General features: G+C 57.7%; 21 protein-coding genes and 1 riboswitch. Of the genes, 8 read left to right on the forward strand and 13 right to left on the reverse strand.

Annotation, left to right across the window (positions count from 1 at the left end; translation table 11 throughout):
- Positions 1–28: 28 nt before the first annotated feature.
- The 3 genes from WA922_RS00435 to WA922_RS00445 form a co-directional block, all read right to left on the reverse strand.
- On the reverse strand, positions 29–490 hold the full coding sequence (locus tag WA922_RS00435; protein WP_424769704.1) for a Dps family protein: 462 nt from the start codon (positions 488–490) through the stop codon (positions 29–31).
- Between the two features lie 106 nt (positions 491–596).
- Positions 597–1,160 carry a hypothetical protein gene (locus tag WA922_RS00440; protein WP_424769705.1) on the reverse strand — a complete coding sequence of 188 codons (564 nt, stop codon included), beginning with the start codon at positions 1,158–1,160 and terminating at the stop codon, positions 597–599.
- Positions 1,161–1,186: 26 nt separating this feature from the next.
- On the reverse strand, positions 1,187–2,581 hold the full coding sequence (locus WA922_RS00445; protein WP_424769706.1) for an alkaline phosphatase PhoX: 1,395 nt from the start codon (positions 2,579–2,581) through the stop codon (positions 1,187–1,189).
- A gap of 89 nt (positions 2,582–2,670) precedes the next feature.
- Between WA922_RS00445 and WA922_RS00450 the strand changes: the two genes are divergently transcribed.
- From WA922_RS00450 to mmsB, 7 genes are all read left to right on the forward strand, one after another.
- A complete protein-coding gene (locus WA922_RS00450; RefSeq protein ID WP_424769707.1) occupies positions 2,671–3,465 on the forward strand; it encodes an SDR family oxidoreductase in 795 nt (264 codons plus the stop codon).
- 331 nt (positions 3,466–3,796) lie between these two features.
- Entirely contained in the window at positions 3,797–5,293 is a 1,497-nt protein-coding gene (locus tag WA922_RS00455) for a CoA-acylating methylmalonate-semialdehyde dehydrogenase (protein WP_424769708.1), read from the forward strand.
- A gap of 18 nt (positions 5,294–5,311) precedes the next feature.
- Positions 5,312–5,653: an I78 family peptidase inhibitor gene (locus WA922_RS00460; RefSeq protein ID WP_424769709.1), complete on the forward strand. Its 342-nt coding sequence runs from the start codon at positions 5,312–5,314 to the stop codon at positions 5,651–5,653.
- 216 nt (positions 5,654–5,869) lie between these two features.
- Entirely contained in the window at positions 5,870–7,015 is a 1,146-nt protein-coding gene (locus WA922_RS00465; protein ID WP_424769710.1) for an acyl-CoA dehydrogenase family protein, read from the forward strand.
- 7 nt (positions 7,016–7,022) lie between these two features.
- Complete coding sequence (locus tag WA922_RS00470) at positions 7,023–8,084, forward strand: enoyl-CoA hydratase/isomerase family protein (protein WP_424769711.1); 1,062 nt, start codon at positions 7,023–7,025, stop codon at positions 8,082–8,084.
- The gene (locus tag WA922_RS00475) at positions 8,081–8,863 is read left to right on the forward strand and encodes an enoyl-CoA hydratase-related protein (protein WP_424769712.1); all 783 of its coding nucleotides are present in this window, start codon (positions 8,081–8,083) and stop codon (positions 8,861–8,863) included. Before WA922_RS00470 ends, WA922_RS00475 begins: the two co-directional genes overlap by 4 nt.
- 1 nt (position 8,864) lies before the next feature.
- Positions 8,865–9,734: a 3-hydroxyisobutyrate dehydrogenase gene (gene mmsB / locus WA922_RS00480; RefSeq protein WP_424769713.1), complete on the forward strand. Its 870-nt coding sequence runs from the start codon at positions 8,865–8,867 to the stop codon at positions 9,732–9,734.
- Here mmsB and WA922_RS00485 read toward each other — a convergent pair.
- The 10 genes from WA922_RS00485 to WA922_RS00530 all read right to left on the reverse strand — a co-directional run bounded on the left by WA922_RS00485 (position 9,721) and on the right by WA922_RS00530 (position 22,485).
- On the reverse strand, positions 9,721–10,605 hold the full coding sequence (locus WA922_RS00485; RefSeq protein ID WP_424769714.1) for a hypothetical protein: 885 nt from the start codon (positions 10,603–10,605) through the stop codon (positions 9,721–9,723). The genes mmsB and WA922_RS00485 overlap by 14 nt on opposite strands.
- A 165-nt stretch (positions 10,606–10,770) precedes the next feature.
- On the reverse strand, positions 10,771–12,339 hold the full coding sequence (gcvPB, locus tag WA922_RS00490) for an aminomethyl-transferring glycine dehydrogenase subunit GcvPB (RefSeq protein ID WP_424769715.1): 1,569 nt from the start codon (positions 12,337–12,339) through the stop codon (positions 10,771–10,773).
- On the reverse strand, positions 12,336–13,712 hold the full coding sequence (gene gcvPA / locus WA922_RS00495) for an aminomethyl-transferring glycine dehydrogenase subunit GcvPA (protein WP_424769868.1): 1,377 nt from the start codon (positions 13,710–13,712) through the stop codon (positions 12,336–12,338). Before gcvPA ends, gcvPB begins: the two co-directional genes overlap by 4 nt.
- A 46-nt stretch (positions 13,713–13,758) precedes the next feature.
- Positions 13,759–14,130 (reverse strand): glycine cleavage system protein GcvH, encoded by a 372-nt coding sequence (gcvH, locus tag WA922_RS00500; RefSeq protein ID WP_424769716.1) that lies wholly within the window; start codon positions 14,128–14,130, stop codon positions 13,759–13,761.
- 4 nt (positions 14,131–14,134) lie between these two features.
- Complete coding sequence (gene gcvT / locus WA922_RS00505) at positions 14,135–15,301, reverse strand: glycine cleavage system aminomethyltransferase GcvT (RefSeq protein ID WP_424769717.1); 1,167 nt, start codon at positions 15,299–15,301, stop codon at positions 14,135–14,137.
- A gap of 161 nt (positions 15,302–15,462) precedes the next feature.
- Positions 15,463–15,575, reverse strand: a riboswitch (glycine riboswitch).
- Between the two features lie 54 nt (positions 15,576–15,629).
- The gene (gene metH / locus WA922_RS00510; RefSeq protein ID WP_424769718.1) at positions 15,630–18,242 is read right to left on the reverse strand and encodes a methionine synthase; all 2,613 of its coding nucleotides are present in this window, start codon (positions 18,240–18,242) and stop codon (positions 15,630–15,632) included.
- Positions 18,242–19,303, reverse strand: coding sequence for a homocysteine S-methyltransferase family protein (locus WA922_RS00515; protein ID WP_424769719.1), 1,062 nt, complete (start codon positions 19,301–19,303; stop codon positions 18,242–18,244). Before WA922_RS00515 ends, metH begins: the two co-directional genes overlap by 1 nt.
- The gene (metF, locus tag WA922_RS00520; protein ID WP_424769720.1) at positions 19,300–20,253 is read right to left on the reverse strand and encodes a methylenetetrahydrofolate reductase [NAD(P)H]; all 954 of its coding nucleotides are present in this window, start codon (positions 20,251–20,253) and stop codon (positions 19,300–19,302) included. Before metF ends, WA922_RS00515 begins: the two co-directional genes overlap by 4 nt.
- Positions 20,250–21,266 (reverse strand): ArsR/SmtB family transcription factor, encoded by a 1,017-nt coding sequence (locus tag WA922_RS00525; protein WP_424769721.1) that lies wholly within the window; start codon positions 21,264–21,266, stop codon positions 20,250–20,252. The genes metF and WA922_RS00525 overlap by 4 nt, the downstream gene beginning before the upstream one ends.
- Positions 21,267–21,459: 193 nt before the next feature.
- Entirely contained in the window at positions 21,460–22,485 is a 1,026-nt protein-coding gene (locus tag WA922_RS00530) for a LacI family DNA-binding transcriptional regulator (RefSeq protein ID WP_424769722.1), read from the reverse strand.
- A gap of 216 nt (positions 22,486–22,701) precedes the next feature.
- Between WA922_RS00530 and WA922_RS00535 the strand changes: the two genes are divergently transcribed.
- The gene (locus WA922_RS00535; protein ID WP_424769723.1) at positions 22,702–24,411 is read left to right on the forward strand and encodes a BCCT family transporter; all 1,710 of its coding nucleotides are present in this window, start codon (positions 22,702–22,704) and stop codon (positions 24,409–24,411) included.
- Positions 24,412–24,731: the final 320 nt, after the last annotated feature.

The following is a 24,731-nucleotide window of genomic DNA, read 5'->3' on the forward strand; positions in this document are numbered from 1 at the left end:
GGTTTTTCTTACAAGCAGCCATTCGCGCTTATTTTAGGGTCTGGCTCAGGAACCAGACGCGCTGCTCGGCCATATCGGTCCAATCATCAAGCAAGCCGTCAGTCGCATTGTCGCCAGCCTCCTCTGCCAGCGGTTTCATATTTTTCAGCCGCGCCACCAATGCCGCATTATCATCGCGTAATTCCTCAAGCATCTGCTCGGCATTGAGATCGGCTGCATCCTGATCCTTTACCTGGGTGTGCTTAGCCACAGAACCGATTGATGTCAGTGTTTTTGCGCCCAATTTGCGTACCCGTTCACCGATCACATCTATCTGATCGCGAATTTCGATGGCGTGTTCGTCAAACAGCAAATGCAAGTCGCGAAAGCGCGGCCCGGCCACATGCCAGTGGAAATTTTTGGTTTTGAAAAACAGTGCCATGTGGTCTGCCAGCAAACCGTTGAGTTCGCCCACCAGTGCAGCCTTTGAATTGTCGCCTGTATCGGCCATCTGATATCCTCCATATTGAAGTGTGTGATAGTACAACCGACAGAACGAGGCGCAGTTTCCTGGGTAATCCGATTGAGCGTAATCGTTTATTTCGATCAGTTGCGCATCAGGAAATGATGCCGCGAGCGGACAACCCGACATATAGCCCAACAAGCAGAATGATCGCGGCCAAGATGCGGCGCATCAGTTTGAGCGGAAAGATCGCTTGCAAATCATCCGCCATCGCCCATCCGGCACCAATAACCAATATCCCGCCCAGCGCCCCGCCTGCTGCGGCATACCCCGGAGCAGCGCCAAATACGGCCAGGGCAAAGATCAGAAAGCGCGATCCGTCGCCGATCTGGCGTGCCAGCATGACAATCGCCAACGCTCCTAGCGAATGCGTCGGTTCAGATGGCTGTTTGACGTCCACTGGCCAGGCCAGCTCTATCGATGCGGCCAATAGAGCGAAAGCGACCAGCATCATTTTGCCTGCGCCGGGCATGACGCCGGCAATATACTGTCCGGACAGCGCCGCCACCGCAGCCGTGATAATGGCAATCATGCTCCCGGTAACCAGCACACCGACCCGCGCGCCCTGCTGCGCGGAGAGATGGGCGGCCAGCACCTGATCGCGCCCACCAAGGGATGTCAGAATGACCGCGACGAGAGCAAACAGAAAAACGGACATTTGCCCGCTCTAGTCCGCATCACACCTTATGCATACCACGGGCCGGTAATCGCGATCGTGGCAGCCGGGCTATAGGCATTGACGAACAATGTCCTGCCATCAGGAGAGAAACACGCACCCGCCGGTTCGGTCTGAAGGCGCAGCAATGCCAGCGGATAGGCATTTCCTTCAGGTGTCACGCCGCGCAGGTGGTTGGTTACCGTGTCGGTATATTGATCCTCGCACACGATCAAATGGCCATTATCCTGAACCGTCAGATTATCGCCGTAATTAAACTGATCCCCCGATGTGCTTTCAAAGAACAGCGACAGCGCATCCGGCGTGTCATTCACGCCGCCCCCAGCATGCGGTATCAGGCGGAATATCTGACCAAATTTGGCCGCGCCGCCATTGGTGGAACAGAAATACAGCTCTCCGTCCCCCATATGGATGCCCTCACCCCGCGCGATTTTGAGGCCGCCCGCCGCAGCGCCGCGTAATCGCAAATCGTTTTCGGGCGCTTCCACATCATCCATGTCAATCCAGCGCACGGGATGGTTCTGGCCCACCGCCATTCTGGTGGCGGCCCCATTTTCGGGCCAGTTACGCGCATCGGTGATCCCGTCGGTCAAAGCCAGCACTTGCAACCTGCCGCCTTCCGCCAGTTGTCCCGGAACGACCGGAATGAAGCGGTAGAGCATGGAATCCTCCATATCCTCCGTGAGATAGACAATGCCCGTGCGCGGATCGACAGCCGCCGCTTCATGATTGAAACGGCCCATCGCCTTTAGCGGAGCAGGATTGACTTGTTTGCCCGCATCAGCCGGAATTTCAAAAACCCAGCCATGCGCGTCGGCCAGTTCGCGCTCTCGTGTCCAGATGGATTCCTCGCATGTCAGCCAGCTGCCCCACGGGGTCACTCCGCCCGCGCAATTGCGAATGGTGCCAGCCATAGACCGGTATTGCTGTTCTATCTCCAGAGTGCTGGCATTAAGCACCATTGTTGTCGTTCCGCCCGGCAGAACCCTGCCCTGCGCATCACGGCCAAACCCTTCGCTGTAATCACCGCCCAGATCATGCTGCGGACCCAGTTCATGGTTGCGAACCAGCGCAATTCTGCCCCCGCCCAGATCGATACAGCCCATGCCGTCCGCGCGGTCAGGCACAGTGCCGCCATCATCCATCGCGTCACCCAGCCTGGAAAGCACACGGTATGAGAAACCCTGCGGCAGGTCGAGCATTCCGGCCGGATCGGGCACCAGATCCCCATAGCCGCCAAACGGAGCCTTGCTGGCCGCAGTGGCCAGCACATTGCGGCCAGCACTTCGCGTGGTGCACCCGCTGGCGATCAAAGCCGCAAAGGCCGTGCCCGTTGCGCCAAGAAATGTGCGGCGATTGGGGCCGGCGGCGGACGGTGTGGCGCAATTGGACATATCATTCATCGAGTCTCTCCCGAAAATCTCATCCTGTTTGCGATAGCATGATGAAAACGCCATGACACTTGCAAACAATGTTAAAGAGGATGTTTGCGATGAAACTGGAAGCAGGAATGGCAGCCGTGGTTACTGGCGGCGCATCGGGGTTGGGCCGCGCCAGCGCCGCCGCATTGGCAGAGCATGGGTTGAAGGTTGCGATCTTTGACATCAATCGGGATGACGGTGAGCCATATGCCAGGGAGATTGGCGGAACATTCCATCATGTGAACATTATGGACGAGCAATCCGTGGTGGATGGTTTCGCTGCCGCGCGCGCCGCCAATGGCCAAGAACGCGTGACCGTACATTGCGCAATGGCCAGTAAACGCGGGAAAACTCTCGGCTGGGATAAGGAAAGCGGCGGCTATAAACGGCTATCGACCGAAGATTACGCGTTTGGCGCGGAGGGAATATTAGTGTCCAGTTACCGCGTCGCGTCGCATTCTGCCCTGGGCATGGCGAATAGTGATCCAGTCAATGATGATGGGGAGCGCGGCGCGATCACGCTGACCGCTTCTGTCGCCGCGCAAGACGGCCAGATCGGTCAGGTGATCTATGGCAGCTGCAAATCAGGCGTGAACGGGCTGGTATTGCCGATGGCGCGCGATCTGATGCAGCTTGGCATTCGGGTCAATTCAGTCATGCCCGGGATTTTCGCAACGCCGCTGATGCTGGGGATGAAAGACCGAAATCCGCACATGTGGGATCAATTGAATGCCAGCGTCCCCTTCCCCAAGCGTCTGGGTCATCCGGAAGAATTTGCGAGTTTGATCTTGGAGATAGCCCGCAACAGCTATCTGAACGGGCACCAGTTCCGGCTTGATGGTGCGATCCGGATGCCCCCACGCTAAAGTCCGGCAGGCCTCAGTGTCGCCGGTTTTCCCAATCAGACACGGAAAATAACCGCGCAGCAAGCGGGACCGTGCGTGACGTTTCCCAGAGCCTGGCCACCTCCTCTGCTTCACAGGGCCGCTTCACAGAGCATCCTCACAGAGCATCTTCACAGGGCTGCTTTGTCATCATGTATCGCGCTCGTTCTATACGGCCAAAGCACCGGCCAGGCCCGCCCATCACTTCGGCCGCAGCCATGCGGGAAACCGTATCACAAGAGTCGCATTCGGCCGACAAACCCGCTAAAGCAGCGCGCAACAAAAGAATAACAGACTTTGCAGGAGATGCGCGATGCGTCAGGTTGATCACTTTATGGTAGAGAGCGCCGGAGCCTCTTCTGGCCGGAAGCACCAAATCTGGAACCCTTCGACCGGGGAAATTCAGGCTGAAGTGACGCTGGGTGATGCAGCCCTGCTAGACAAAGCAGTCGCGACAGCAAAGGTGGTTCAGCCAGAATGGGCCGCGACCAACCCGCAAAAACGGGCCCGCGTGATGTTCCGGTTCAAGGAATTGATCGAAGCCAATATGCAGGAATTGGCCGAGCTGCTGTCGAGCGAGCACGGCAAAGTTATCGACGATGCCAAGGGTGATGTTCAGCGCGGTCTTGAAGTGATCGAATTTGCCTGCGGCATTCCGCATATGCTGAAAGGTGAATATACCCAAGGCGCAGGCCCCGGCATTGATGTCTATTCCACGCGCCAGCCGCTTGGCATTGGCGCGGGTATCACGCCGTTCAATTTTCCTGCGATGATCCCGATGTGGATGTTCGGCATGGCCATTGCAGCGGGTAACGCCTTCATCCTGAAACCCTCCGAACGCGACCCCTCAGTGCCCGTTCGCCTGGCGCAATTATTTGTCGAGGCCGGTGCCCCCGAGGGCCTGTTGCAAGTGGTGCATGGCGACAAGGAGATGGTCGACGCGATCCTAGACCATAGCGATATTGCCGCCGTCAGTTTTGTCGGCTCCAGCGATATTGCGCATTATGTGTATCGCCGCGGCGTCGATAATGGCAAACGCGTGCAAGCAATGGGCGGCGCAAAAAACCACGGTGTCGTTATGCCGGACGCTGATCTCGATCAGGTGGTCAATGATCTGGCCGGTGCCGCCTTTGGCTCAGCTGGCGAACGCTGCATGGCTCTGCCGGTTGTGGTGCCAGTTGGCGAGGAAACCGCAGAGAAATTAAAAGCCAAGCTTATCCCTGCCATCAATGCATTGCGGATCGGTGTGTCGAACGATCCCGACGCGCATTACGGCCCTGTCGTAACGCCGGAACACAAGGCGCGGGTCGAGCAATGGATTACCACGGCGGAGGAAGAGGGCGGCGATATCGTCATCGACGGGCGCGGTTACACTCTGCAGGGTCATGAGAAAGGCTTCTTCATTGGGCCGACACTGATCGATAATGTCACCCCGCAGATGCGCAGCTATCAGGAAGAAATCTTCGGTCCGGTTCTGCAGATTGTCCGCGCGAAAGATTTTGAAGAGGCCGTGCGCCTGCCCAGCGAGCATCAATATGGCAACGGTGTCGCGATCTTCACCCGCAATGGCCATGCCGCGCGTGAATTTGCAGCCCGCGTTAATGTCGGCATGGTCGGCATCAACGTGCCGATCCCGGTGCCGGTCGCGTATCACAGTTTCGGCGGATGGAAACGCAGCGGTTTTGGTGACACCGATCAATATGGCATGGAAGGTCTGAAATTCTGGACCAAAGTCAAGAAGGTCACTCAACGCTGGCCCGATGGTGGCGGCGATGGTAGTAACGCGTTTGTTATCCCTACTATGGTTTGAACTCCAGAGGATCACCCTATGTACAAAAGCGCCGCTAATGCCTGGGCCATCGCGCCTTTCCTGATACTGTCGGCCTGCACAGCACCGGCTGTATCCCCTCCGCTGGAAGAGCCGATGGCTGGCCCTCAACCAGGGGAACCCGTGGCTGGAAATACCAGCATGTGCACCGATGGACCGGGACAGAAATTTCTCGGCCAGCAGGCAACACAGGCAGTCGGCGAGCAGATTATGCAGCAGACGGGTGCCCGCACGTTCCAGTGGGTCAGCCCGGGGATGGCCATAACGATGGATTACCAGCCGGACCGGGTGCGGGTCAGCCATGACAGTTCCCGGATCATTACGGAAATCACCTGCGGCTGACCCGGCCTGTGTCGAGGCAATACCGCGCGCGACCAGGGCGCATCCATCCAGCGGAGCGTTTTCTAGCGGGCGGAACAGCGGATACTCTGCGATAGCTGCGACACATGCGCATAGTGTTGACCAGGAGGGCCTGCTGCAATCGCTGGCCGGAGTAGCCCGCAATGGGCGAGAATGGTGGGTAGGATTTGCAAGCAAAGCGGTGTTAAGGAGCCGGCTATGACACACCAATTTCAATTGAATGATGATCAGCGCGCGATTCAGGAAATGGCGCAGCGCTTTACCGCCGACAATATCACACCGCATGCCGCCGAGTGGGACGAGAAGCATCATTTCCCGCGCGATGTGATCAAAAGCACGGCGGAACTCGGCTTCGGCGCGATCTATGTTTCCGAGGACAGCGGCGGCATCGGGCTGGGCCGACTGGAAGCCGCGCTAATCATGGAAGCAATGGCGTATGGCTGCCCAACAACCAGCGCGTTTATCTCGATTCACAATATGGCTGCGTGGATGATAGACGAATTTGGCGGGCAGCAACTCAAGGACCGATACCTGCCCGATCTGGTGTCGATGGATAAACTCGCATCCTACGCCCTGACAGAACCGGGCAGCGGATCGGATGCGGCGGCGCTTAAAACCAGCGCTCGGCTGGACGGCGATCATTATGTGGTGAACGGCACCAAGCAGTTCATTTCGGGCGGCGGATTTAACGATGTCTATGTCTGCATGGTCCGCACGGGCGACCACAAGACCAAGGGCGTGACATGCCTCGTGGTCGATAAGGATACGCCCGGTGTCAGCTTTGGCGTGCCGGAAAAGAAACTCGGCTGGAATGCCAGCCCGACCGCGCAAGTCATATTTGAAGACGCCCGCATTCCGGCGGCGAACCGCGTGGGTGATGAAGGCGAAGGGTTCCGTTTTGCCATGATGGGGCTTGATGGCGGGCGGCTGAATATCGGCGCATGTTCGCTTGGCGGCGCGCAGCGGTGCCTGGATGAAGCGATCGCCTACACCAGAGACCGCAAGCAATTCGATACCGCCGTGGCGGATTTCCAGAATACGCAGTTTATGCTGGCCGATATGGCCACCGATCTGGAGGCAAGCCGCGCGCTGCTCTATCTGGCCGCTGCAAAAGTGGGCGATAATGCGCCCGACAAATCACGCTTTTCCGCAATGGCCAAACGCCTTGCGACCGATAATGGCAGCAAGATCGTCAATGATGCGCTGCAATTGTTCGGCGGGTACGGCTATCTGAAAGACTACCCCATCGAACGCTTCTGGCGCGATCTGCGGGTGCACTCGATTCTGGAAGGCACCAATCAGGTTATGCGCATGATCGTGGGCCGGGATTTGCTGAGGCAGTGAATAGACGATGACCGGCTCCATAATTATCCAAAAACATGACCGCGTGGGTCATATCTCGCTCAACCGGCCCAAGGCACTGCACGCGCTGACGCTCGATATGTGTCACGCGATCAGCGCGGCGCTGAGCGATTGGGCCGATGATGACAGCGTGGAAGCGGTCATTCTTGATCATAGCGAAGGCACGCGCGGATTTTGTGCGGGTGGTGATATCAATCTGCTGCGCAAATCGGCGCTGGAAGATGGCGGCAAAATGGGCCGCAAGTTTTTCCATGATGAATACCGGCTCAATCACCAGATGATGACTTATGCCAAGCCGATTGTGTGTTTCATGGACGGCATCACAATGGGCGGCGGCGTGGGTATTGCGATGCCTGCCAAATTCCGTGTGGCGACGGAAAATACGCGTTTTGCCATGCCGGAAACCGGGATTGGCCTGTTCCCTGATGTCGGCGGCGGCTGGCATTTATCGCGGCTTGGCGGGCGGCTTGGGCAATTCCTTGCGCTTACCGGCGCGCGACTCGACGGGGCGGAATGCCTGTGGGCGGGTCTCGCCACGCATTATCTGCCGAGCGACATGATCGCCGATGCGACAGCACGGATCAGTGAAAAGCCCGATCGTATCGGCGGCGTCTTGTCCGAAATGGTCGGCACCCCGCCCGGCGCACGGCTGGAGAAAAACGCCGACAAGATCGCTAAGCATTTCGCATCGGACCGGTTTGAGGATATTCTGGCCTCGCTTGAGAAAGCCATCGATGAAAATGGCTGCGAATGGGCCGCCAAAGAACGCGACACGCTTGGCACAAAAAGCCCGCAGACCTGCAAGGTGGCTTTACGCCAACTGGCGAAAAGCGCGCAGCTTACCAGTTTTGCTGACAATATGGCGATGGAATACCGCATCGGTTCGCGCGTGCTGGTCCGCCCCGACTTTGCCGAGGGCGTTCGCGCCGTTATTGTCGATAAAACCCATGATCCGCAGTGGAACCCGGCCACGCCGGAGGACGTCAGCGAGGAGCTGATCGACAGTATTTTTGCGCCGCTGCCCGCCGATGAGGAATGGAAACCCCTATGACATACGAAACACTTCTTACCGAAACCGATGGTGCGGTGACCATCATCACGCTTAACCGGCCCAAGGCGCTTAACGCGCTGTCCAGCGTGGTGCTGGAGGAGTTGATTGATGCTTTCGCGAAGTACCAAGCGGATGACAGTCAGCTATGCGCAATTATCACTGGGTCGGGCGACAAAGCCTTTGCTGCGGGCGCTGATATCAAGGAAATGTCAGACAAAGCCGCCGCAGATTTTTACCTCGATGATTTCTTCAGCCGCTGGACCAGCGAGATTGTCAAGACAACCCGCAAGCCGTGGATTGCGGCAGTCAACGGTTTTGCGCTGGGCGGCGGGTGTGAACTCGCCATGATGGCCGATTTTATCATCGCCAGCGAAAACGCGAAATTTGGCCAGCCAGAGATTAAACTGGGCGTAGCCCCCGGCATGGGCGGCAGCCAGCGTCTTACGCGCGCAATCGGCAAAGCAAAGGCAATGGAAATGTGCCTGACCGGCCGGATGATGGGCGCAGAAGAGGCCGAACGCAGCAATCTCGTGGCCAGGGTTGTGCCGCATGGCAATCTGATGGCAGAGGCCAAAAAGACCGCAGCCCTGATCGCATCCATGCCGCCAATGGCCGCCATCGCGAATAAGGAAATGGTCAATTCCGCTTTCGAAATGACCCTTGAACAAGGCGTGGTTCAAGAACGCCGCCTGTTCCAAATCCTGACCGCCAGCGAGGACAAGGTCGAGGGTATGGCCGCCTTTATCGAGAAGCGTGACGGCCAATGGAAAGGGCGGTAACATGAAAATCGCATTTATCGGCCTTGGCAATATGGGCGGCGGGATGGCTGCGAACCTTGTCAAAGCCGGTCACGAAGTAAACGCTTTTGACCTCAGCGCCGATGCGCTGGATACTGCGAAAGACAATGGCTGCCGCACGTTCGCGGCGGCGCGCGATGCAGTGCAAGGCGTTGATGCGGTCGTCTCCATGCTGCCCAATGGCGGGGTTGTGAACAGCGTCTATGCCGAGGATGTGATGGGCCAGGCACCTGCGGGTGCCGTGTTCCTGGACTGCTCAACCATTGATGTCGCAACCGCGAAATCGGTGGCTGCGGCTGCAACCGATGCGGGCTATGAAATGGTCGATGCGCCGGTTTCCGGCGGTATCGCAGCGGCGAATGGCGGTACGCTGACCTTCATGGTGGGCGGGACACACAGCGCCTTCAAACGCGCAGAGCCGGTCCTCAGCGCGATGGGCAAGGCGGTCATCCACGCAGGCGATGCAGGGGCCGGACAGACTGCCAAAATCTGCAATAACATGCTGCTCGCGGTTCATATGATCGGCACCTGCGAGGCGATCAAGATGGCCGAGAAACTGGGCCTCGATCCGCAGACTTTTTATGAAATAAGCTCGCAATCCTCCGGCTATAACTGGTCGCTGAATGCCTACACCCCGATGCCCGATGTCGGTGTGCCCAGCCCTGCCGATAATGATTATCAGGGCGGCTTTGCCACGGCATTGATGCTGAAGGATTTGCGGCTTGCAATGGACGCGGCGGAGGCATCAGACAGCGCCGTACCGCTCAGCTCCCGGGCTGCCGCCTTGTATGAAGATTACAGCGGCGCAGGCAACGGCCAGCTCGATTTCTCGTCGATCATTAAGACCTACTGATCAGGGCGATGATCTCTTCCAGCCATTTGCGCGGCGCTTTACGCTGGCAGATATTGGCGACGAATTCCTGACCCCTTGCGACGCTGCGAAGTCTGCCCCCTTTTATCCAGCGGTCTTGGCGGCTGTGATAGGATAGGCTGCCAGGCTGCATCCAATCGGGCCGATGCCACAGGCTGGGCGGGCCGTCGTGCACGGAGAGACGCAACCGCGCATTATCCGTCTGTGCGGCGCGGCCCGGCCCCACATAGATCACGTCATTCTTGGCATGCATACCCAGCGCATGCGGATGGCCAAACGCTGCATATTGGCTGCGCTCGTCATCGCTGCAGACCGCCAGATCAACTATCTGTTCGATCCGCTGATAGCCAAAAATCCGGTGATGCGGTTCGCGTGTCGCTTCTTCGCGAAAGAGCCCGAAAAATACGAACACGTCGCCTGTGCCAACGCCCTGATTGACCAGATGCGTTTGCGCCGCGCTGCATTGGCCGAACAGGCACGTGCCATCATCACGGAACATCGGATCGTGGTGACAAAAATCCTGGCCGGTGAATCTTCCGCGACTGGCAGTTTGCACCGCATCCGCCAGGCCCAGATCGGCATAAGTCGTGTGTGAATGGGCGCTTGCGGGGATCGGCAAACTGATAGGCCGCCCGTCCACAATTGGCGATGCGCCGCCGCCTGCGGCGCTATCAAACCCCTTGCGGCTCAAAATTATCCGCACGCGCTCACCGCGCGGCCAATCACGTGACAGCCCATACCGATCCGCCGCGCAGCTGCCGCCAAGAGCAGCGATAAGCGCGGTAACAGAAGTGGTAACAAGAGCGGCGACAGGAGCGGCGGGGGGCATGACCAGTGCGCGCCAGCGCCGCATCGTTCAGTGCCAGAACCGCTGTCTGCGGCTGACCAATATGGCACTGCATGTCTGCCCTTTCTGTCAAGCCCGCGTAACCGGGCGATTACCGCGCGAACACGCGCGCGCCAGACGTGAACGCATATACGCGCCTGCGCCGGCCATGCCCATGAACCTGCGCTTGGCCTATTCGGGACCGAGAAATCCAAGCACAGGTTTGCGCGCGGCCGCGGTTTCGTCCAGCCGCGCACGCGGTGCGTAATGGGGCGCTGTTTTCAGGCTCTCATCGCCAGATTTCGCCCGGTCCACCACACTGCGAAAAGCGGTGATGAACTGGTCAATTGCGGCCTTGCTTTCGGTTTCGGTCGGCTCGACCAGCATCGCGCCATGCGTCACCAGCGGGAAATACACCGTCATAGGATGAAATCCCTCGTCTATCAGCCCCTTGGCAAGATCGAGTGTCGACAAACCGCCACCAAAGTCCTTATCTCCGAACAGAGCCTCATGCATGCACGGCCCGCTATGGGCATAGGGCGCGTACAGGACATCCTCCATCGAGCGCAGGATGTAATTGGCATTCAGCACCGCATCTTCGGACACTTGCTTCAGACCATCCGCGCCGTGACTGAGCATATAGGTCAATGCGCGGGTATACATGCCCATCTGCCCGTGAAATGCCGTCATGCGGCCAAAGGCGCGGGTGTGCCCGTATTCTTCGGCGCCTTCTTCCTCGACCAGATGAATATACCCGTCATCGGTCCGCGCCGTAAACGGCAGAGGGCCAAACGGGCTCAGTGCTTCTGACAAAACAACCGGCCCGCTGCCCGGCCCCCCACCGCCATGCGGGGTGGAGAAAGTCTTGTGCAGATTGATATGCATCGCATCAACCCCCAGATCACCGGGGCGAACGCGCCCGACAATCGCGTTGAAGTTTGCGCCGTCACAATAGACAAAACCGCCCGCCGCATGGACTGCATCGGAAATCTCGCGCAAATCCGGTTCGAACAATCCGCATGTATTGGGATTGGTGATCATCACTGCGGCTACATCGGGGCCGAGCCGCCTTTTCAGCGCCTCCAGATCGACCCGGCCATCCGAATTTGCGGGAATATCTTCCACCTTGTAACCGGCGAAAGCCGCCGTTGCAGGATTGGTGCCATGCGCGCTTTCCGGTACCAGGACGACTTCGCGCGCATCGCCGCGCGCTTCCAGGGCTGCGCGGATGCACAAGATCCCGCACAGTTCGCCATGCGCGCCCGCTTTCGGGCTCATTGCCACGCCGTGCATTCCGGTCAATGTCATCAGCCAATGCGCCAATTCATTCATCACACCCAGCGCGCCCTGCACCGTGTCAGTCGGCTGCAGCGGGTGAACATCGGCGAAGCCAGGCATCCGCGCGACTTTTTCATTGAGGCGCGGATTGTGCTTCATGGTGCAGGAACCGAGCGGGAAAAAGCCCAGGTCGATCCCGTAATTCTGGCGGCTGAGGCGCGTATAATGCCGCACGGTTTGCGGTTCAGACAATCCGGGCAAACCAATGGGTTCGCTGCGCTCCATCCCGCCAAGCCGGTTGGCGAGGGATGTGTCAATCTGCGGCAAATCAACGCCGGTCGTCTCGGTCGTGCCGATTTCAAAAATCAACGCTTCCTCGAGCATCAGTGCTGCGTTGCCAGTGGTGGTGGCAGGGCCACCAAACTTGCCATCCGTGCCAGCAGGGGTGGTCGGCTTCCAGCCGCTTTTATTGGGCGCGTTCATGCCGGTTTCCCTTTTGCGAGAGTATCTTTCAAAGCAGCACAGAGAATGTCGATATCCTCCTGCGTCGTGGTTTCGGTAACCGCAACCAGCAACCCGCCGGAAAACTCCTCAACACCGGGATACAGGCGCCCCAAGGAAACGCCAGCGAGGATATTGTCCTTCGCCAGATCGCGGACAACATGCCGCGCATCACCGTCAATCAATATCGTAAATTCATTGAAGAAGTGGGTGTTGAGCAATGTCACGCCGGGAATGGCCGCCAATTTATCCGCTGCAATACAAGCCAGCCGGTGATTTTCTGCTGCCAATTGCCGCAGGCCTTTCTCGCCCAGCAGCGTCATATGCACACTGAATGCGAGCGCGCAGAGGCCCGAATTGGTGCAGATGTTCGATGTCGCTTTCTCACGCCGGATATGCTGTTCGCGCGTGGAGAGCGTCAGCACAAAACCGCGGCGGCCATCAGCATCGATCGTTTCGCCGCATAGCCGGCCCGGCATCTGCCGCACATGCTTGCTATCACGCACCGCAAACAAACCCAGATAGGGCCCGCCAAATTGCAGGCCAACACCCAGCGCCTGGCCTTCGCCGACCACAATGTCCGCCCCCAGTTCACCCGGGGATTTTATCGCGCCCAAGGCAACGGGTTCAGTGTTCACCGCAATCAGCAACGCGCCTTTGGCATGCGCTGCTTCGGCAATTTCCTCCAAATCGGCCAGACGCCCCAGAATATCGGGATACTGGACGACTACGCAGGACGTGTTTTCGTCAATCCGCGCGATCAGGCCGGCATTGTCAGGTTCGGCCTGAACCGTGGGGCTGCTGGAGGCAATTTCATCACCATTAAATTTCGCCATCGTTGCGACGACTTCGGTGTAATGCGGATGCAGAGCACCTGATAGCACTGCCTTGTTGCGCTTGGTCACACGGCCCGCCATTGCCACCGCTTCCCAGCATGCGGTTGACCCATCATACATTGATGCATTGGCAACAGCGCAGCCATAAAGGCGCGCAACCTGGCTCTGAAATTCGAACAGCATTTGCAGCGTGCCCTGCGCGATTTCGGGCTGATACGGGGTATAGGCGGTTAAAAACTCGCCGCGCTGGATGATCGTATCGACACTGGCCGGAATATGATGGCGATAGGCGCCTGCACCCAGGAAAAACGCGGCATCTGCAGCTGGCAGGTTCTGTTTGGACAGGCGGCGCATATGCTTTTCCACTGCCATTTCACCGGCATGCATCGGCAAATCCCGGATCGGCCCGTCCAGCCGCGCGACTTCCGGCACGTCAACAAACAAATCATCAATGGTGGAAGCGCCGACACTTTGCAGCATGTCACTGCGGTCGGTGTCAGTCAGGGGGAGATAACGCATCATCAAATCCTTATTCCCTGTCCGAACGCAGACAGGGGAGGTACAATCACAGCTCGGCGACGAACGCCTCATAAGCCTCTGCATCCATCAGGCCGTCCAGCTCTGATTTGTCGCCAATGGTCATTTTGAAAAACCAGCCATCTTCTTCGGGCGAGGTATTCACGAGCGCCGGGTCATCTTCCAGCGCGCCGTTTCCCTCGATGACTTCGCCAGTGATCGGCGCATAAACATCGCTGGCCGCTTTCACTGATTCCACCACCGCAGCATCGCCGCCTTTATCGACCATTGCGCCAACATCGGGCAATTCGACAAATACGATGTCGCCCAACTGTTCTTGCGCATAGTCAGTGATACCGACCGTCGCTGTGTCACCCTCGACATCAATCCACTCATGCTCATCGGTAAAATAACGGGACATCGGCTCATTCTCCTCGGAAATAATTTTGCGGCACGAAAGGCATGGGGGTTACGGTTGCATCAAGCCGTTTGTTCCGCACCGCGAGCTGCAACTGCGTGCCTGTTTTGGTATAGTCCGATTGGACATATGCCATCGCAATGGGATGGCCCAGCGTGGGTGAAAAGCCGCCGCTGGTGACGCGTCCAATTTCCGTGTCACCGCAAAAGACCAACGTCCCTTCGCGGGCGGGCATACGGCCGTCCAGTTTCAGGCCGACACGCTGTACCGGTGCCCCTTCGCCAAGCATTCTGGCGCAGGTTTGGTGCCCCAACCAACCACCGGTTTCGCGGCGTGATCTGGCAAGGCCGAATAGCAGCCGCGCGGACACGGGATCGGTCGTCTCGTCCAGATCGTGGCCATAAAGCGGCAAACCGGCCTCAAGCCGCAGCGAATCCCGCGCACCAAGACCAATCGGCTCGACTTCCGGCTCTGCGCACAGAAGCGCGGCGATTTTCTCTGCATCCGTTGCCGGAAGCGAGATTTCAAATCCGTCCTCTCCAGTATAACCCGACCGGCTGATGACCATCTCCACACCGGCCATGCTAAAATGGCCAAACGTCATGAACACCAGAGACGATAGCGCAATGTCACCCTCTACATGGCGAGCGAGAGCCGCAAACGCCCTCGGGCCCTGCAGCGCCAGCAAAGCACGGTCTTCCAGGTGGTTGAGCGTAACCGTGTCAGGCAAATGTTCGCGCAGATGGGCAATGTCGTCCCATTTGGTCGCACCATTGACCACCAGATAAAGCGCATTTGGCCAGCGCGAAACCATTAGATCATCGAGCACGCCGCCATTCTCGTTCAGCAGCAGAGAATAACGCTGCATGCCCACGTCCAATGTCGAAAGATCAATCGGCAGCAGCGCCTCCAGGGCGGCATCGGCCCCGTCTCCTGAAATCAGCAGCTGCCCCATATGGCTGACGTCAAACAGGCCCGCTTGTTTGCGCGTCCAATTGTGTTCACCCACAATCCCGCCGCCATGCCTAAGATGATCGCCTGCATAGTGGATCGGCATTTGATAGCCGGCAAATTCGACCATCCGTCCGCCCATTGCGCGGTGCCATCCATCCAGCGCAAGAACGCGCTCCTCGGGCAGATCGTCTGGATGGGTATCAGAAATATCGTCTGTCATGTGCATTCCCGTGCCAAGTGCAGACGCACCGCAAGGCGCGCCATCTGCACCCCCTCTGTCGGGAAAACCTGAGAGTTTTACCACACGCCTGCCATGTGACAATACGTGCGACTTACCCCTTCGGTGGCATCCGCCGAAACGGAAACGCTTTCCAGAGTGTCTGCCAATGCGCGGTCCCTGATACCTGAGAGTTTCCGGGGCGGTTGCTCCTTCGGTGCCGCTGGCGTTCAACATGCGTTGACCTGCAACCAGCGATCTCTCCCGCGCATCGGCCAAAGAATCACTTCCCTGGCGACGGATATTTCACTGCGCGAAACCGCGCGGCCGGTCAATCAAGATTGGGGCGCAGCCAGCGTTCCGCAGTGGATAGATCAACATTACGGCGCAGCGCATAATCCTCCAGCTGGTCAGGCCCGATCCGCGCCACACCGAAATAGGAACTGTCGGGATGGGCGAAATAGAACCCGCTGACCGCTGCTGTGGGCCACATGGCAAAGCTTTCCGTCAAAGTTAGCCCTGCATGGGTGGGCGCATCAAGCAGTTCGAACAGGATCGGCTTCAGGCTGTGATCGGGGCAGGCCGGATATCCAGGGGCCGGCCGGATGCCGCGATAATGCTCCTTGATCAATGCGTCATTGGTCAGCTGCTCCCCCGGCGCATAGCCCCACAGGTCAGTCCGCACATGCTGATGCAGACGCTCGGCGAAACTTTCGGCGAAGCGGTCAGCCAATGCTTTCAGCATGATGTCGGAATAATCGTCATTATCCGCCTGAAAGCGCGCGATATGATCATCAATGCCGTGGATGCCAACGGCAAAACCGCCGATCCAGTCACCCGCAGGATCGATAAAATCGGCAAGGCAGTAATTGGCCCGGTCGCGCGATTTTTTCACTTGCTGGCGCAGGAAAGGCAGCCGCGTTCCATTGTCGAGCAGCACATCGTCACCTTCGCGCTGGCACGGCCAGAAACCGGCAACGCCTTTCGCGGTGAGCCATTTTTCTTCGACGATGCGGCCGAGCATGGCTTGCGCATCATCCCACAGCGCACGCGCGCTTTCCCCAACCACATCATCCTGCAGGATCGCGGGATATACCCCGTGCAATTCCCATGCCCGGAAAAACGGCGTCCAATCGATCGTCTCGCGCAGATCAGACAGTGACCAGTCATCAAATACGTGCAGCCCCGGCTTGGCCGGATCGGCAGGGCGCTGTGCCATATCGGCGGCAAAGCTGTTACCGCGTGCCTCGTCCAGTGACAGTAAAGCCGATGAACCCTTATTGGCCCGCTTGACGCGCACATCCTCATATTCTGCGGCGGTGTCTTCCACGAAATCATCGCGCAGAGTATCGGACAGCAGCCTGCTCGCCACGCCGACAGCGCGGCTGGCATCAAGCACATGGATCACCGGGCCGGTATAAGCGGGTTCGATCTTCAGTGCCGTATGCACCTTGCTGGTCGTCGCGCCGCCAATCAGCAGCGGCATGGTCATGTCCGCGCGCTGCATCTCTTCTGCCACTGTGACCATTTCATCGAGCGACGGCGTGATCAGGCCGGACAGACCGATCATATCGACATTCTGTGTTTTGGCCACTTCAAGGATTTTGGACCACGGCACCATCACCCCCAGATCAATCACCTCATAGCCGTTACATTGCAGAACCACCCCGACGATATTCTTGCCAATATCGTGCACATCGCCTTTCACGGTGGCCATAATAATCTTGCCTTTGGCTTTTGCGCCTTCTTCTTTCTCGGCTTCGATATAGGGGATCAGATGCGCGACAGCTTTCTTCATCACGCGGGCGGATTTCACCACCTGGGGCAGAAACATTTTGCCGCTGCCAAACAGATCACCCACGACATTCATGCCGTCCATCAACGGGCCTTCAATCACCTCGATCGGGCGCCCGCCCTCGCCGGAAATACGCGCGCGCAGTTCCTCCGTGTCGGAAACGATATCGGCATCGATCCCCTTGACCAGCGCGTGTTCAAGCCGCTTCTCGACGCTCCAGCCGCGCCATTCGGCGGCTTGCTTGTCCTCTTCCTTGGTCTTGCCGCGATAGGATTCTGCCAGTGCAATCAGGCGCTCGGTGGCGGTGTCCTCACCCTCCACAGGGCGCATCAAGATCACATCCTCGCATGCCTCGCGCAGGACAGGATCAATCGCGTCGTAAATGTCGAGCTGGCCTGCATTGACAATCGCCATATCGAACCCGGCCGGTATTGCGTGATACAAAAATACCGAATGCATGGCGCGGCGCACAGTCTCGTTACCGCGAAAGCTGAAACTCAGATTGGACAATCCGCCCGATGTTTTCGCATGCGGGCATGACGCCTTGATCTCGCGCACCGCTTCGATGAAGTCGAGCCCGTACCGGTCATGGTCTTCAATCCCCGTCGCCACCGCAAAAATATTGGGATCAAAAATGATATCTTCGGGCGGGAAACCGATCCCGACCAGTAAATCATAGGCGCGCTTGCAGATCTCTACCTTGCGGTCTTTGGTATCCGCCTGACCGATTTCGTCAAACGCCATCACCACCGCAGCCGCGCCGTAATCCATACATTTGCGCGCTTGGGCAAGGAACTCCTCCTCCCCCTCTTTCATCGAGATTGAATTGACGATGGGCTTGCCCGAAACACATTTCAAACCGGCCTCTATGACATCCCATTTGGAACTGTCGATCATCAGCGGAACCCGCGCAATATCAGGCTCTGCAGCAATCAGTTTGAGGAAGGTGGTCATGGCATGGACTGCATCCAGCAGCCCTTCGTCCATATTGACATCAATGACCTGCGCGCCGTTTTCAACCTGCTGGCGCGCGACCTCGACCGCCGCATCATAATCATCGGCCATGATCAGCTTTTTAAACCGGGCAGAGCCGGTGACATTGGTCCGCTCGCCAATATTGACGAATTGGGTAGTACTGGCTTGGGTCATTATGCAGCAATCGTAAAAGGTTCAAGGCCAGCAAGGCGCATTTTGACATCGCGCTGCGGTATTGCACGCGGAGCCAGACCGTCCACTGCCCGCGCCATCGCGGCGATATGTTCAGGGGAGGACCCGCAGCATCCGCCAAGGATGTTTGCCTGACCGTTTACAGCCCATTCGCGGACCAGACCAGCAGTTGTTTCGGGGGCTTCGTCATATTCGCCCAGTTCGTTGGGGAGCCCCGCATTGGGATAAGCCATCAACAGCGTATTGGCGATTTTGCTGAGCAATTGCACATGCGGGCGGAGTTGCTCTGCGCCAAACGAACAATTGAGCCCGATCGTGACCGGATTGGCGTGACGCACCGCATACCAGAACGCTTCTACCGTATGGCCTGACAGATTGCGGCCTGACAGATCGGTCAAAGTCATCGACAGCATAATCGGCACATCGCGGCCCAGCTCCCGCTCCAGCTGCTTGACCGCCATCACACCGGCTTTGGCGTTGAGCGTGTCAAAAATCGTCTCGATCAGAATAAAGTCACAGCCGCCCGCCATCAGTGCCGCTGCCTGTTCATAATAGACGCTGGTCAGATAATCGAACGTAATCTCGCGGAAGCCGGGGTCTTCCACATCGGGGCTGAGCGACAGGGTTTTATTGGTCGGTCCGATCGCGCCTGCGACAAAGCGCGGGCGCTCTAAGCCTTTTTGCGCGTCTCTGGCTTCATACTCGTCTGCCAATATGCGCGCGATTGTGCCCGATTCTACATTGATATCACGGACCAGCGCCTCTGCCGCATAATCGGCCTGGCTGATGACATTGGCAGAAAATGTGTTGGTCGCGACTATGTCCGATCCGGCCTCGAAATAGGCACGGGTGATATCGCGGATCACATCGGGGCGCGTAAGCGCCAATATGTCATTATTGCCTTTCTGGTCTGCCGTGAGCCCCAGATCGCCGGCATAATCAGCTTCGGTCAATTTGCGGTTCTGGATCTGCGTACCGAATGCGCCATCCGAAATCAGAATGCGCTTGGCCGCCTGGGCATTGAGTTTTTCCCGGGGGGTCATGATGCGCCTCGTGCAGGGCCGGTTTGCGGGCGCATACCCAGCATATGGCAAATCGCATAGGCCAGGTCAGCGCGGTTCAATGTGTAGAAATGAAAATCGCGCACGCCGCCCGCATAAAGCCTGCGGCACAGTTCCGCCGCGACGGTCGCGGCAACCAGCTGGCGTGATGCGGGCCGCTCGTCCAGCCCTTCAAACAAGCCATCCATCCACGCCGGAATATGCGCGCCGCACGCGCCGGCAAATTTGCGTGCCTGCGCCACATTGGTCACAGGCAAAATGCCCGGCAGGATTGGTGCGGTTATTCCAGCAGCATCGGCTGCATCGCGAAACCGGAAAAATGTATCGGCGGAGAAGAAAAACTGGCTGATCGCGCGGGTGGCACCGGCATCCAGTTTGCGCTTGAGATTATCAAGGTCACTTTTCGGGCAATCCGCATCGGGATGCGTTTCGGGATAGGCAGCAACCGAGATTTCGAAATCGGCAATCTCTTTCAGGCCCGCAACCAGATCAGCCGCGCTTTTGAAACCATCGGGATGCGGCACAAACGGCGCGCCCGGCTCGCCCGCATCACCGCGCAGGGCGACGATATGGCGCACGCCCGCTTCCCAATACTGTTCTGCCACCTCGCGAATGTCGGCTTTGCTGGCATCGACGCAGGTAAGATGCGCAGCGGCAGGCAAGCGCGCTTCTTTAATAATCCGCGCAACGGTATTATGCGTGCGTTCCCGCGTGGAACCGCCTGCGCCGTAAGTGACCGAAACGAAAGCGGGATGAAGTGGCGCGAGCTCCTGCACCGAGTTCCATAATTGCGTTTCCATCTTTTCCGATTTGGGCGGAAAAAATTCAAACGATGCGCTGATATCGCCCTGCAGTCCTGAAAACAGGGGCGTATCGAGCGCGGTTTGCGCTTCACGCATTTCATCAAGCCTAGGGAAGGAACGGTTACTCATTGCGCTGCTTTCTTAACATTGGACCTTCGCGGCATGTCGGCAGGAGCAGGCTTGCCCTGCCAAGAACCATGCCGTGTACCGATCCAGATTTTCACGGTCAGCGCGCCTTCATCCATCGCGATTTGCGCAGATGGGTCATAGCCGGCCTCTTCAAGCAGCAAACGAATGGCCTTGTCGGTAAAACCGAGCCGTGCGTGGGCATGCCGGTCCCGCAGCTCCTCTCGGTCATGCGCGGCAAAATCGACAATCGCAATCCGCCCGCCGGCCCGCGTTACGCGTGCCGCCTCCATCAGGGCAGCAGCGGGGTCTTGCGCAAAATGCAGCACCTGATGGAGCAGCACCGTATCAAACATCTGCGCTGCAAAAGGCAAGGCGGCAAAATCGCCCTGCACCAATTCAACCATGTCAGCGGGCAGATTTTGGAGCTTTGCCCGCGCGACCCGCAGCATATCGACGCTTTTGTCCAATGCGACAATATGGTCAGCCAGCGGCGCGAAGAGTTCCGCCATTCGCCCGCTGCCCGTACCGATATCGAGCATCCGCCCAAGCCGGCCCTCCTGCAATGCCGCGACCAGTCGCTGTTCAACAATCCGGTCGGCGCTATGCAGCTGGCGCAATTCATCCCAGTCATCAGCGTGCCGGGCGAAATAGGCTGCCGCATTCTGTTCCCGCGAACCGCGTATGGCAGCCAATTGCGCGCGGTCTGCCGCGCACATAGCAAGAAATTCAGCGTCTTCTTTTTCGGCCGTCGCAAGCAAGCGCGAGACGGCTTCCCCTACCGGATCGCCCCGCTCATTACCGATCGAGGAACGCAGGAAAACCCAGCTTCCCTCCCGGTGGCGCTCGGACAGACCGGCATCGCATAGAATCGCGATATGGCGTGAAACACGCGGTTGGCTCTGCCCAAGCACTTGCGCAAGTTCGCCCACCGCAAGCTCCATCGCGGCAAGCAGGCGCATGATCCGCAGACGCGTCGGATCGGCCAAAGCCCGGATAGTGGTTTCGATCTGCATGGAAACCACATATAAAGATATCGTTATATCCGCAAGCGCGTTTGCATGTTTGACCTCCGGCCGCCCACATAATGGATGCTGCAACCACCATCACCGCCTTCGCAAACAGCGTGCGGCATTGGCTTTACAACCGCTCAGCCGCTCTTCGGATCGCAGCCTGCGGATAGGAAGGCCTCACCTCCGGGCTGGACGTTCATCCACGTTTCACACTGCCACGCTGTAATATGCGCACGGGTACGCGCCGTTCTGACGCCCGATCTTCGCCCAGCACTGTACGCACCAGCATCGCGCCAGCGACATCGAAGTCGGGTTCGATACTGGTCAATGGCGGGTTGCTGTGCCGCCCTGCCCGAATACCGTCAAAACCAACCAGAGAACAGTCGCGCGGCACAGCGATATTGCGAGCGTTGAGCTCCTCAAGCGTCCCGAGCGCCATCGCATCGCAGGCGACAAACAGCCCGTCGAAACTCTGGCCGCTTCTGATCAACTTTGCCACCGCATCGCGCCCCTGCTCGGCACGGTCGAGATCGGGGTTGACCGCCAGCAGGACGGGCTTCATCCCGCTCTCAGCCAATGCCTTCGCATAGCCTTCATATCGCTCTCGAAATTGCTGCTGGGGCGAATCGTTTGCGCCGATGTGAACGATTGACCGGCAACCCGCGGAAATCAATTCCCTCGCGGCGAGCATGCCGCCTTCATAATTGTCCGAGCGCACCCAGTCCAGCTCTTCATAGGGCGAGCTCCAGAAAACAACCGCACGGCCACCGCCGCTCAAATCCCGGAAATATTCCCACGCTGCCTCATTGACGGTGGTGCCGATCACAATCATCCCATCGGCTTGGCCGCGTTCTGCATATTTGCCGAAAAACTGCGCTTCTTCGGATTGAAATGATACCAGCGTTTCATATCCCTGCGCCGCCGCTGCTGCGCACACACTGCCGAGCAAGGAAAAATAGAACGGGTTAATATCGCTCGCAGCCTCTTCGGGGCGGCCAATGACAACCACGGCCAAGGTGCCCGTCTTGCCCCGCCGCAGACGCGCGGCACGCTCATCGACAACATATCCCAATGCCTCAGCCGCCTGCATAACTTTGGCCCGCGTCGGCTCGGTAATCGCGCTCGATCCGGCAAGCGCACGCGATACCGTCGATTGGCTTACACCCGCTTTTTCGGCGACGTCGAACGATGTTACCCGCTGCGGCATTGCGCGGTCTGTCATGGTGTTCCTCTCTTTTGAAAAACCATGTTTATATCGCCTATTCTCACGCGCTCGGCAAGCCAGCGTTGCGAAATATCGGTATGGGATTTGGGTATTTGCAATATTCTGATCAGGCTCTATGCCTGCTACCCATAGTAGCCTGTTGGTCTGGAAAATTGCTGCGCGCGCTGCGCGGCAAATCAATTTGGCGCAGCCGAATGAAGGCCAAATTACCGCATGAGCGATACCAGTTACACGATTGATCCCCCGTTGATGGATCTGCCGATAGAGACTGCCCAATCGGGTTATTATCACGGTTTCAGCAGGATAGTCACGATCACCTCAAAATTGATCGTGACTATCCTGATCCTGTGGGCCGTGCTGTTTCCTGTTCAGGCAGGGGCAACGCTCGATTTCGCCAAGACAACCATTATCAGCCAGTTTTCCGGTTGGTATATTTATCTGGTGGCCTTCCTAAGTGTTGTTGCTTTCGCGCTCGCCATCATACCAAATTCAGGCAAATTGCGGCTCGGCCAGGCCGATGAAAGGGCGGAATTCTCGCGCTTTTCATGGTTTGCGATGCTGTTTGGCGCGGGCATTGGCATTGGCATGTTGACCTATTCCACGGGGGAGCCTTTATCCCATTTTGCCAATAATCCCGATATTATTCGCGGCATCATCGAACCTGTGTCGGCAGAGGCAGTACGGCCAGCCTATATCTACACATTTCTGCATTGGGGGGTTGCTGCCTGGGCCACCTATGCCCTGGTTGGTCTGGCGATCGGTTATGTCGCTTATCGCCGCGATCTGCCTCTCACCATCAGATCATCGCTCGCGCCTTTGTTCGGCAAAGCCATGTCGGGGCCTGCGGGACATATCGTCGATATCGTCGCTGTCGTGGCGACCATTCTGGGCGTAGCGGTAACGATGAGCCTGGGAGTCGAGCAATTCGTGGCCGGACTGTACCGTCTGGGCTTTGGCGATTGGCTGGTAACCTCTGGCGGTCCAGACAGTGTGCCAGCTGCGTCTGTACCCGCGATCATCATCGCGCTGATCTTTCTGGTCGGCGCCTCGACAATATCTGCCCTTTCCGGTGTCGGGCGCGGGATCAAATGGCTGTCCAATCTCAATATGGCTTTGTCGTTCCTGTTGATTGCCATTTTCGTCATTGCGGGATCGGGCCTGCTGAGTTTTGAATTATTGCTGACGGGCATCTATGATTACATTGTCAATCTACCGATACTCGCAATCAGTGTGTGGAGCGCGGATGGAACGCCGGTTGGTGACGCGCTGGCGCAGTGGCAGCTGGACTGGTCAGTATTCTACTGGGCCTGGTGGATCGCCTTTGCGCCCTTTGTCGGTATGTTCATCGCCCGTATCTCGCGCGGGCGGACCGTCCGCGAATATGTGTTTGGTGTGGTTTTGGTGCCTTCGCTGATGTGCTTCACATGGTTCGCGCTGGTTGGGGGCACTGCGATTGACCTTGAACTGAGCGGCGCTGCCCAAGGCAGTATTTTGGGCGCAGGTATATCGGACCAGCTTTATGCCACGCTGGCGGTTTTGTTCGATCCAGCAATCGCGGCGCTGCTATCGGGCCTCGTTGTGATCCTGCTGATGACCTATCTCATTACATCTGCGGATAGCGCGATTTTGATCATCAACACGATCAATGGCGCTGGCGAAGACGAGGATGAGATTGAACGCCGCCATCATATTCTGTTCTGGGGCGCAGCATTGGCGCTGGTGGTTGGCAGCATGCTGATCCTGGGCGGGATTGACGCGATCAGTACCGCGATGATTATCGGCGCCTTGCCGTTCTCTTTCGTGGTCGCGTTAATGGCGATTTCCATCGTCAAGGCGATTATCTTTGATTTGATCCGCAAGCATCAGGACGTGCCGACAACCGCGCATGCGATTGATTCCGTTGCAGAACAGCCCGCCAGCTAGGGCCAACATCTATACAGTGATTTAGTCACGGCCATTTCTGGTTGGATAGCTATATCTGATAGACCAAATCCGCCCTTCATCCTTATAGTTTATTTATTACTTGCTTGTATTTCACAATTCATAATAAACAACTTTGAATAGACATATATTGTTCTTTGGTAATTTTTGAGTTGAAATATAAACGCACACGTTATCTATTCAATACATAGCAGTGTTGTCAATGTGCAACAACCCTGATTTGTTTGCATTCATTCTGGCTGGTCCGGTGGAATAGCCTCCCTTTGTTTGTTAGCGCGCCCACAACGTTCAAAGATCATCTG

The organism is Pontixanthobacter sp. (assembly GCF_049682855.1).
GTDB lineage: Bacteria > Pseudomonadota > Alphaproteobacteria > Sphingomonadales > Sphingomonadaceae > Pontixanthobacter.

Excerpts from the sequence above, each read along its gene's own strand:
- WA922_RS00435 (WP_424769704.1), bottom strand. The coding sequence starts at position 490 with ATGGCCGATACAGGCGACAATTCAAAGGCTGCACTGGTGGGCGAACTC.
- WA922_RS00440 (WP_424769705.1), bottom strand. The coding sequence starts at position 1,160 with ATGTCCGTTTTTCTGTTTGCTCTCGTCGCGGTCATTCTGACATCCCTT.
- WA922_RS00445 (WP_424769706.1), bottom strand. The coding sequence starts at position 2,581 with ATGAATGATATGTCCAATTGCGCCACACCGTCCGCCGCCGGCCCCAAT.
- WA922_RS00450 (WP_424769707.1), top strand. The coding sequence starts at position 2,671 with ATGAAACTGGAAGCAGGAATGGCAGCCGTGGTTACTGGCGGCGCATCG.
- WA922_RS00455 (WP_424769708.1), top strand. The coding sequence starts at position 3,797 with ATGCGTCAGGTTGATCACTTTATGGTAGAGAGCGCCGGAGCCTCTTCT.
- WA922_RS00460 (WP_424769709.1), top strand. The coding sequence starts at position 5,312 with ATGTACAAAAGCGCCGCTAATGCCTGGGCCATCGCGCCTTTCCTGATA.
- WA922_RS00465 (WP_424769710.1), top strand. The coding sequence starts at position 5,870 with ATGACACACCAATTTCAATTGAATGATGATCAGCGCGCGATTCAGGAA.
- WA922_RS00470 (WP_424769711.1), top strand. The coding sequence starts at position 7,023 with ATGACCGGCTCCATAATTATCCAAAAACATGACCGCGTGGGTCATATC.
- WA922_RS00475 (WP_424769712.1), top strand. The coding sequence starts at position 8,081 with ATGACATACGAAACACTTCTTACCGAAACCGATGGTGCGGTGACCATC.
- mmsB (WP_424769713.1), top strand. The coding sequence starts at position 8,865 with ATGAAAATCGCATTTATCGGCCTTGGCAATATGGGCGGCGGGATGGCT.
- WA922_RS00485 (WP_424769714.1), bottom strand. The coding sequence starts at position 10,605 with ATGCGGCGCTGGCGCGCACTGGTCATGCCCCCCGCCGCTCCTGTCGCC.
- gcvPB (WP_424769715.1), bottom strand. The coding sequence starts at position 12,339 with ATGAACGCGCCCAATAAAAGCGGCTGGAAGCCGACCACCCCTGCTGGC.
- gcvPA (WP_424769868.1), bottom strand. The coding sequence starts at position 13,712 with ATGCGTTATCTCCCCCTGACTGACACCGACCGCAGTGACATGCTGCAA.
- gcvH (WP_424769716.1), bottom strand. The coding sequence starts at position 14,130 with ATGTCCCGTTATTTTACCGATGAGCATGAGTGGATTGATGTCGAGGGT.
- gcvT (WP_424769717.1), bottom strand. The coding sequence starts at position 15,301 with ATGACAGACGATATTTCTGATACCCATCCAGACGATCTGCCCGAGGAG.
- metH (WP_424769718.1), bottom strand. The coding sequence starts at position 18,242 with ATGACCCAAGCCAGTACTACCCAATTCGTCAATATTGGCGAGCGGACC.
- WA922_RS00515 (WP_424769719.1), bottom strand. The coding sequence starts at position 19,303 with ATGACCCCCCGGGAAAAACTCAATGCCCAGGCGGCCAAGCGCATTCTG.
- metF (WP_424769720.1), bottom strand. The coding sequence starts at position 20,253 with ATGAGTAACCGTTCCTTCCCTAGGCTTGATGAAATGCGTGAAGCGCAA.
- WA922_RS00525 (WP_424769721.1), bottom strand. The coding sequence starts at position 21,266 with ATGCAGATCGAAACCACTATCCGGGCTTTGGCCGATCCGACGCGTCTG.
- WA922_RS00530 (WP_424769722.1), bottom strand. The coding sequence starts at position 22,485 with ATGACAGACCGCGCAATGCCGCAGCGGGTAACATCGTTCGACGTCGCC.
- WA922_RS00535 (WP_424769723.1), top strand. The coding sequence starts at position 22,702 with ATGAGCGATACCAGTTACACGATTGATCCCCCGTTGATGGATCTGCCG.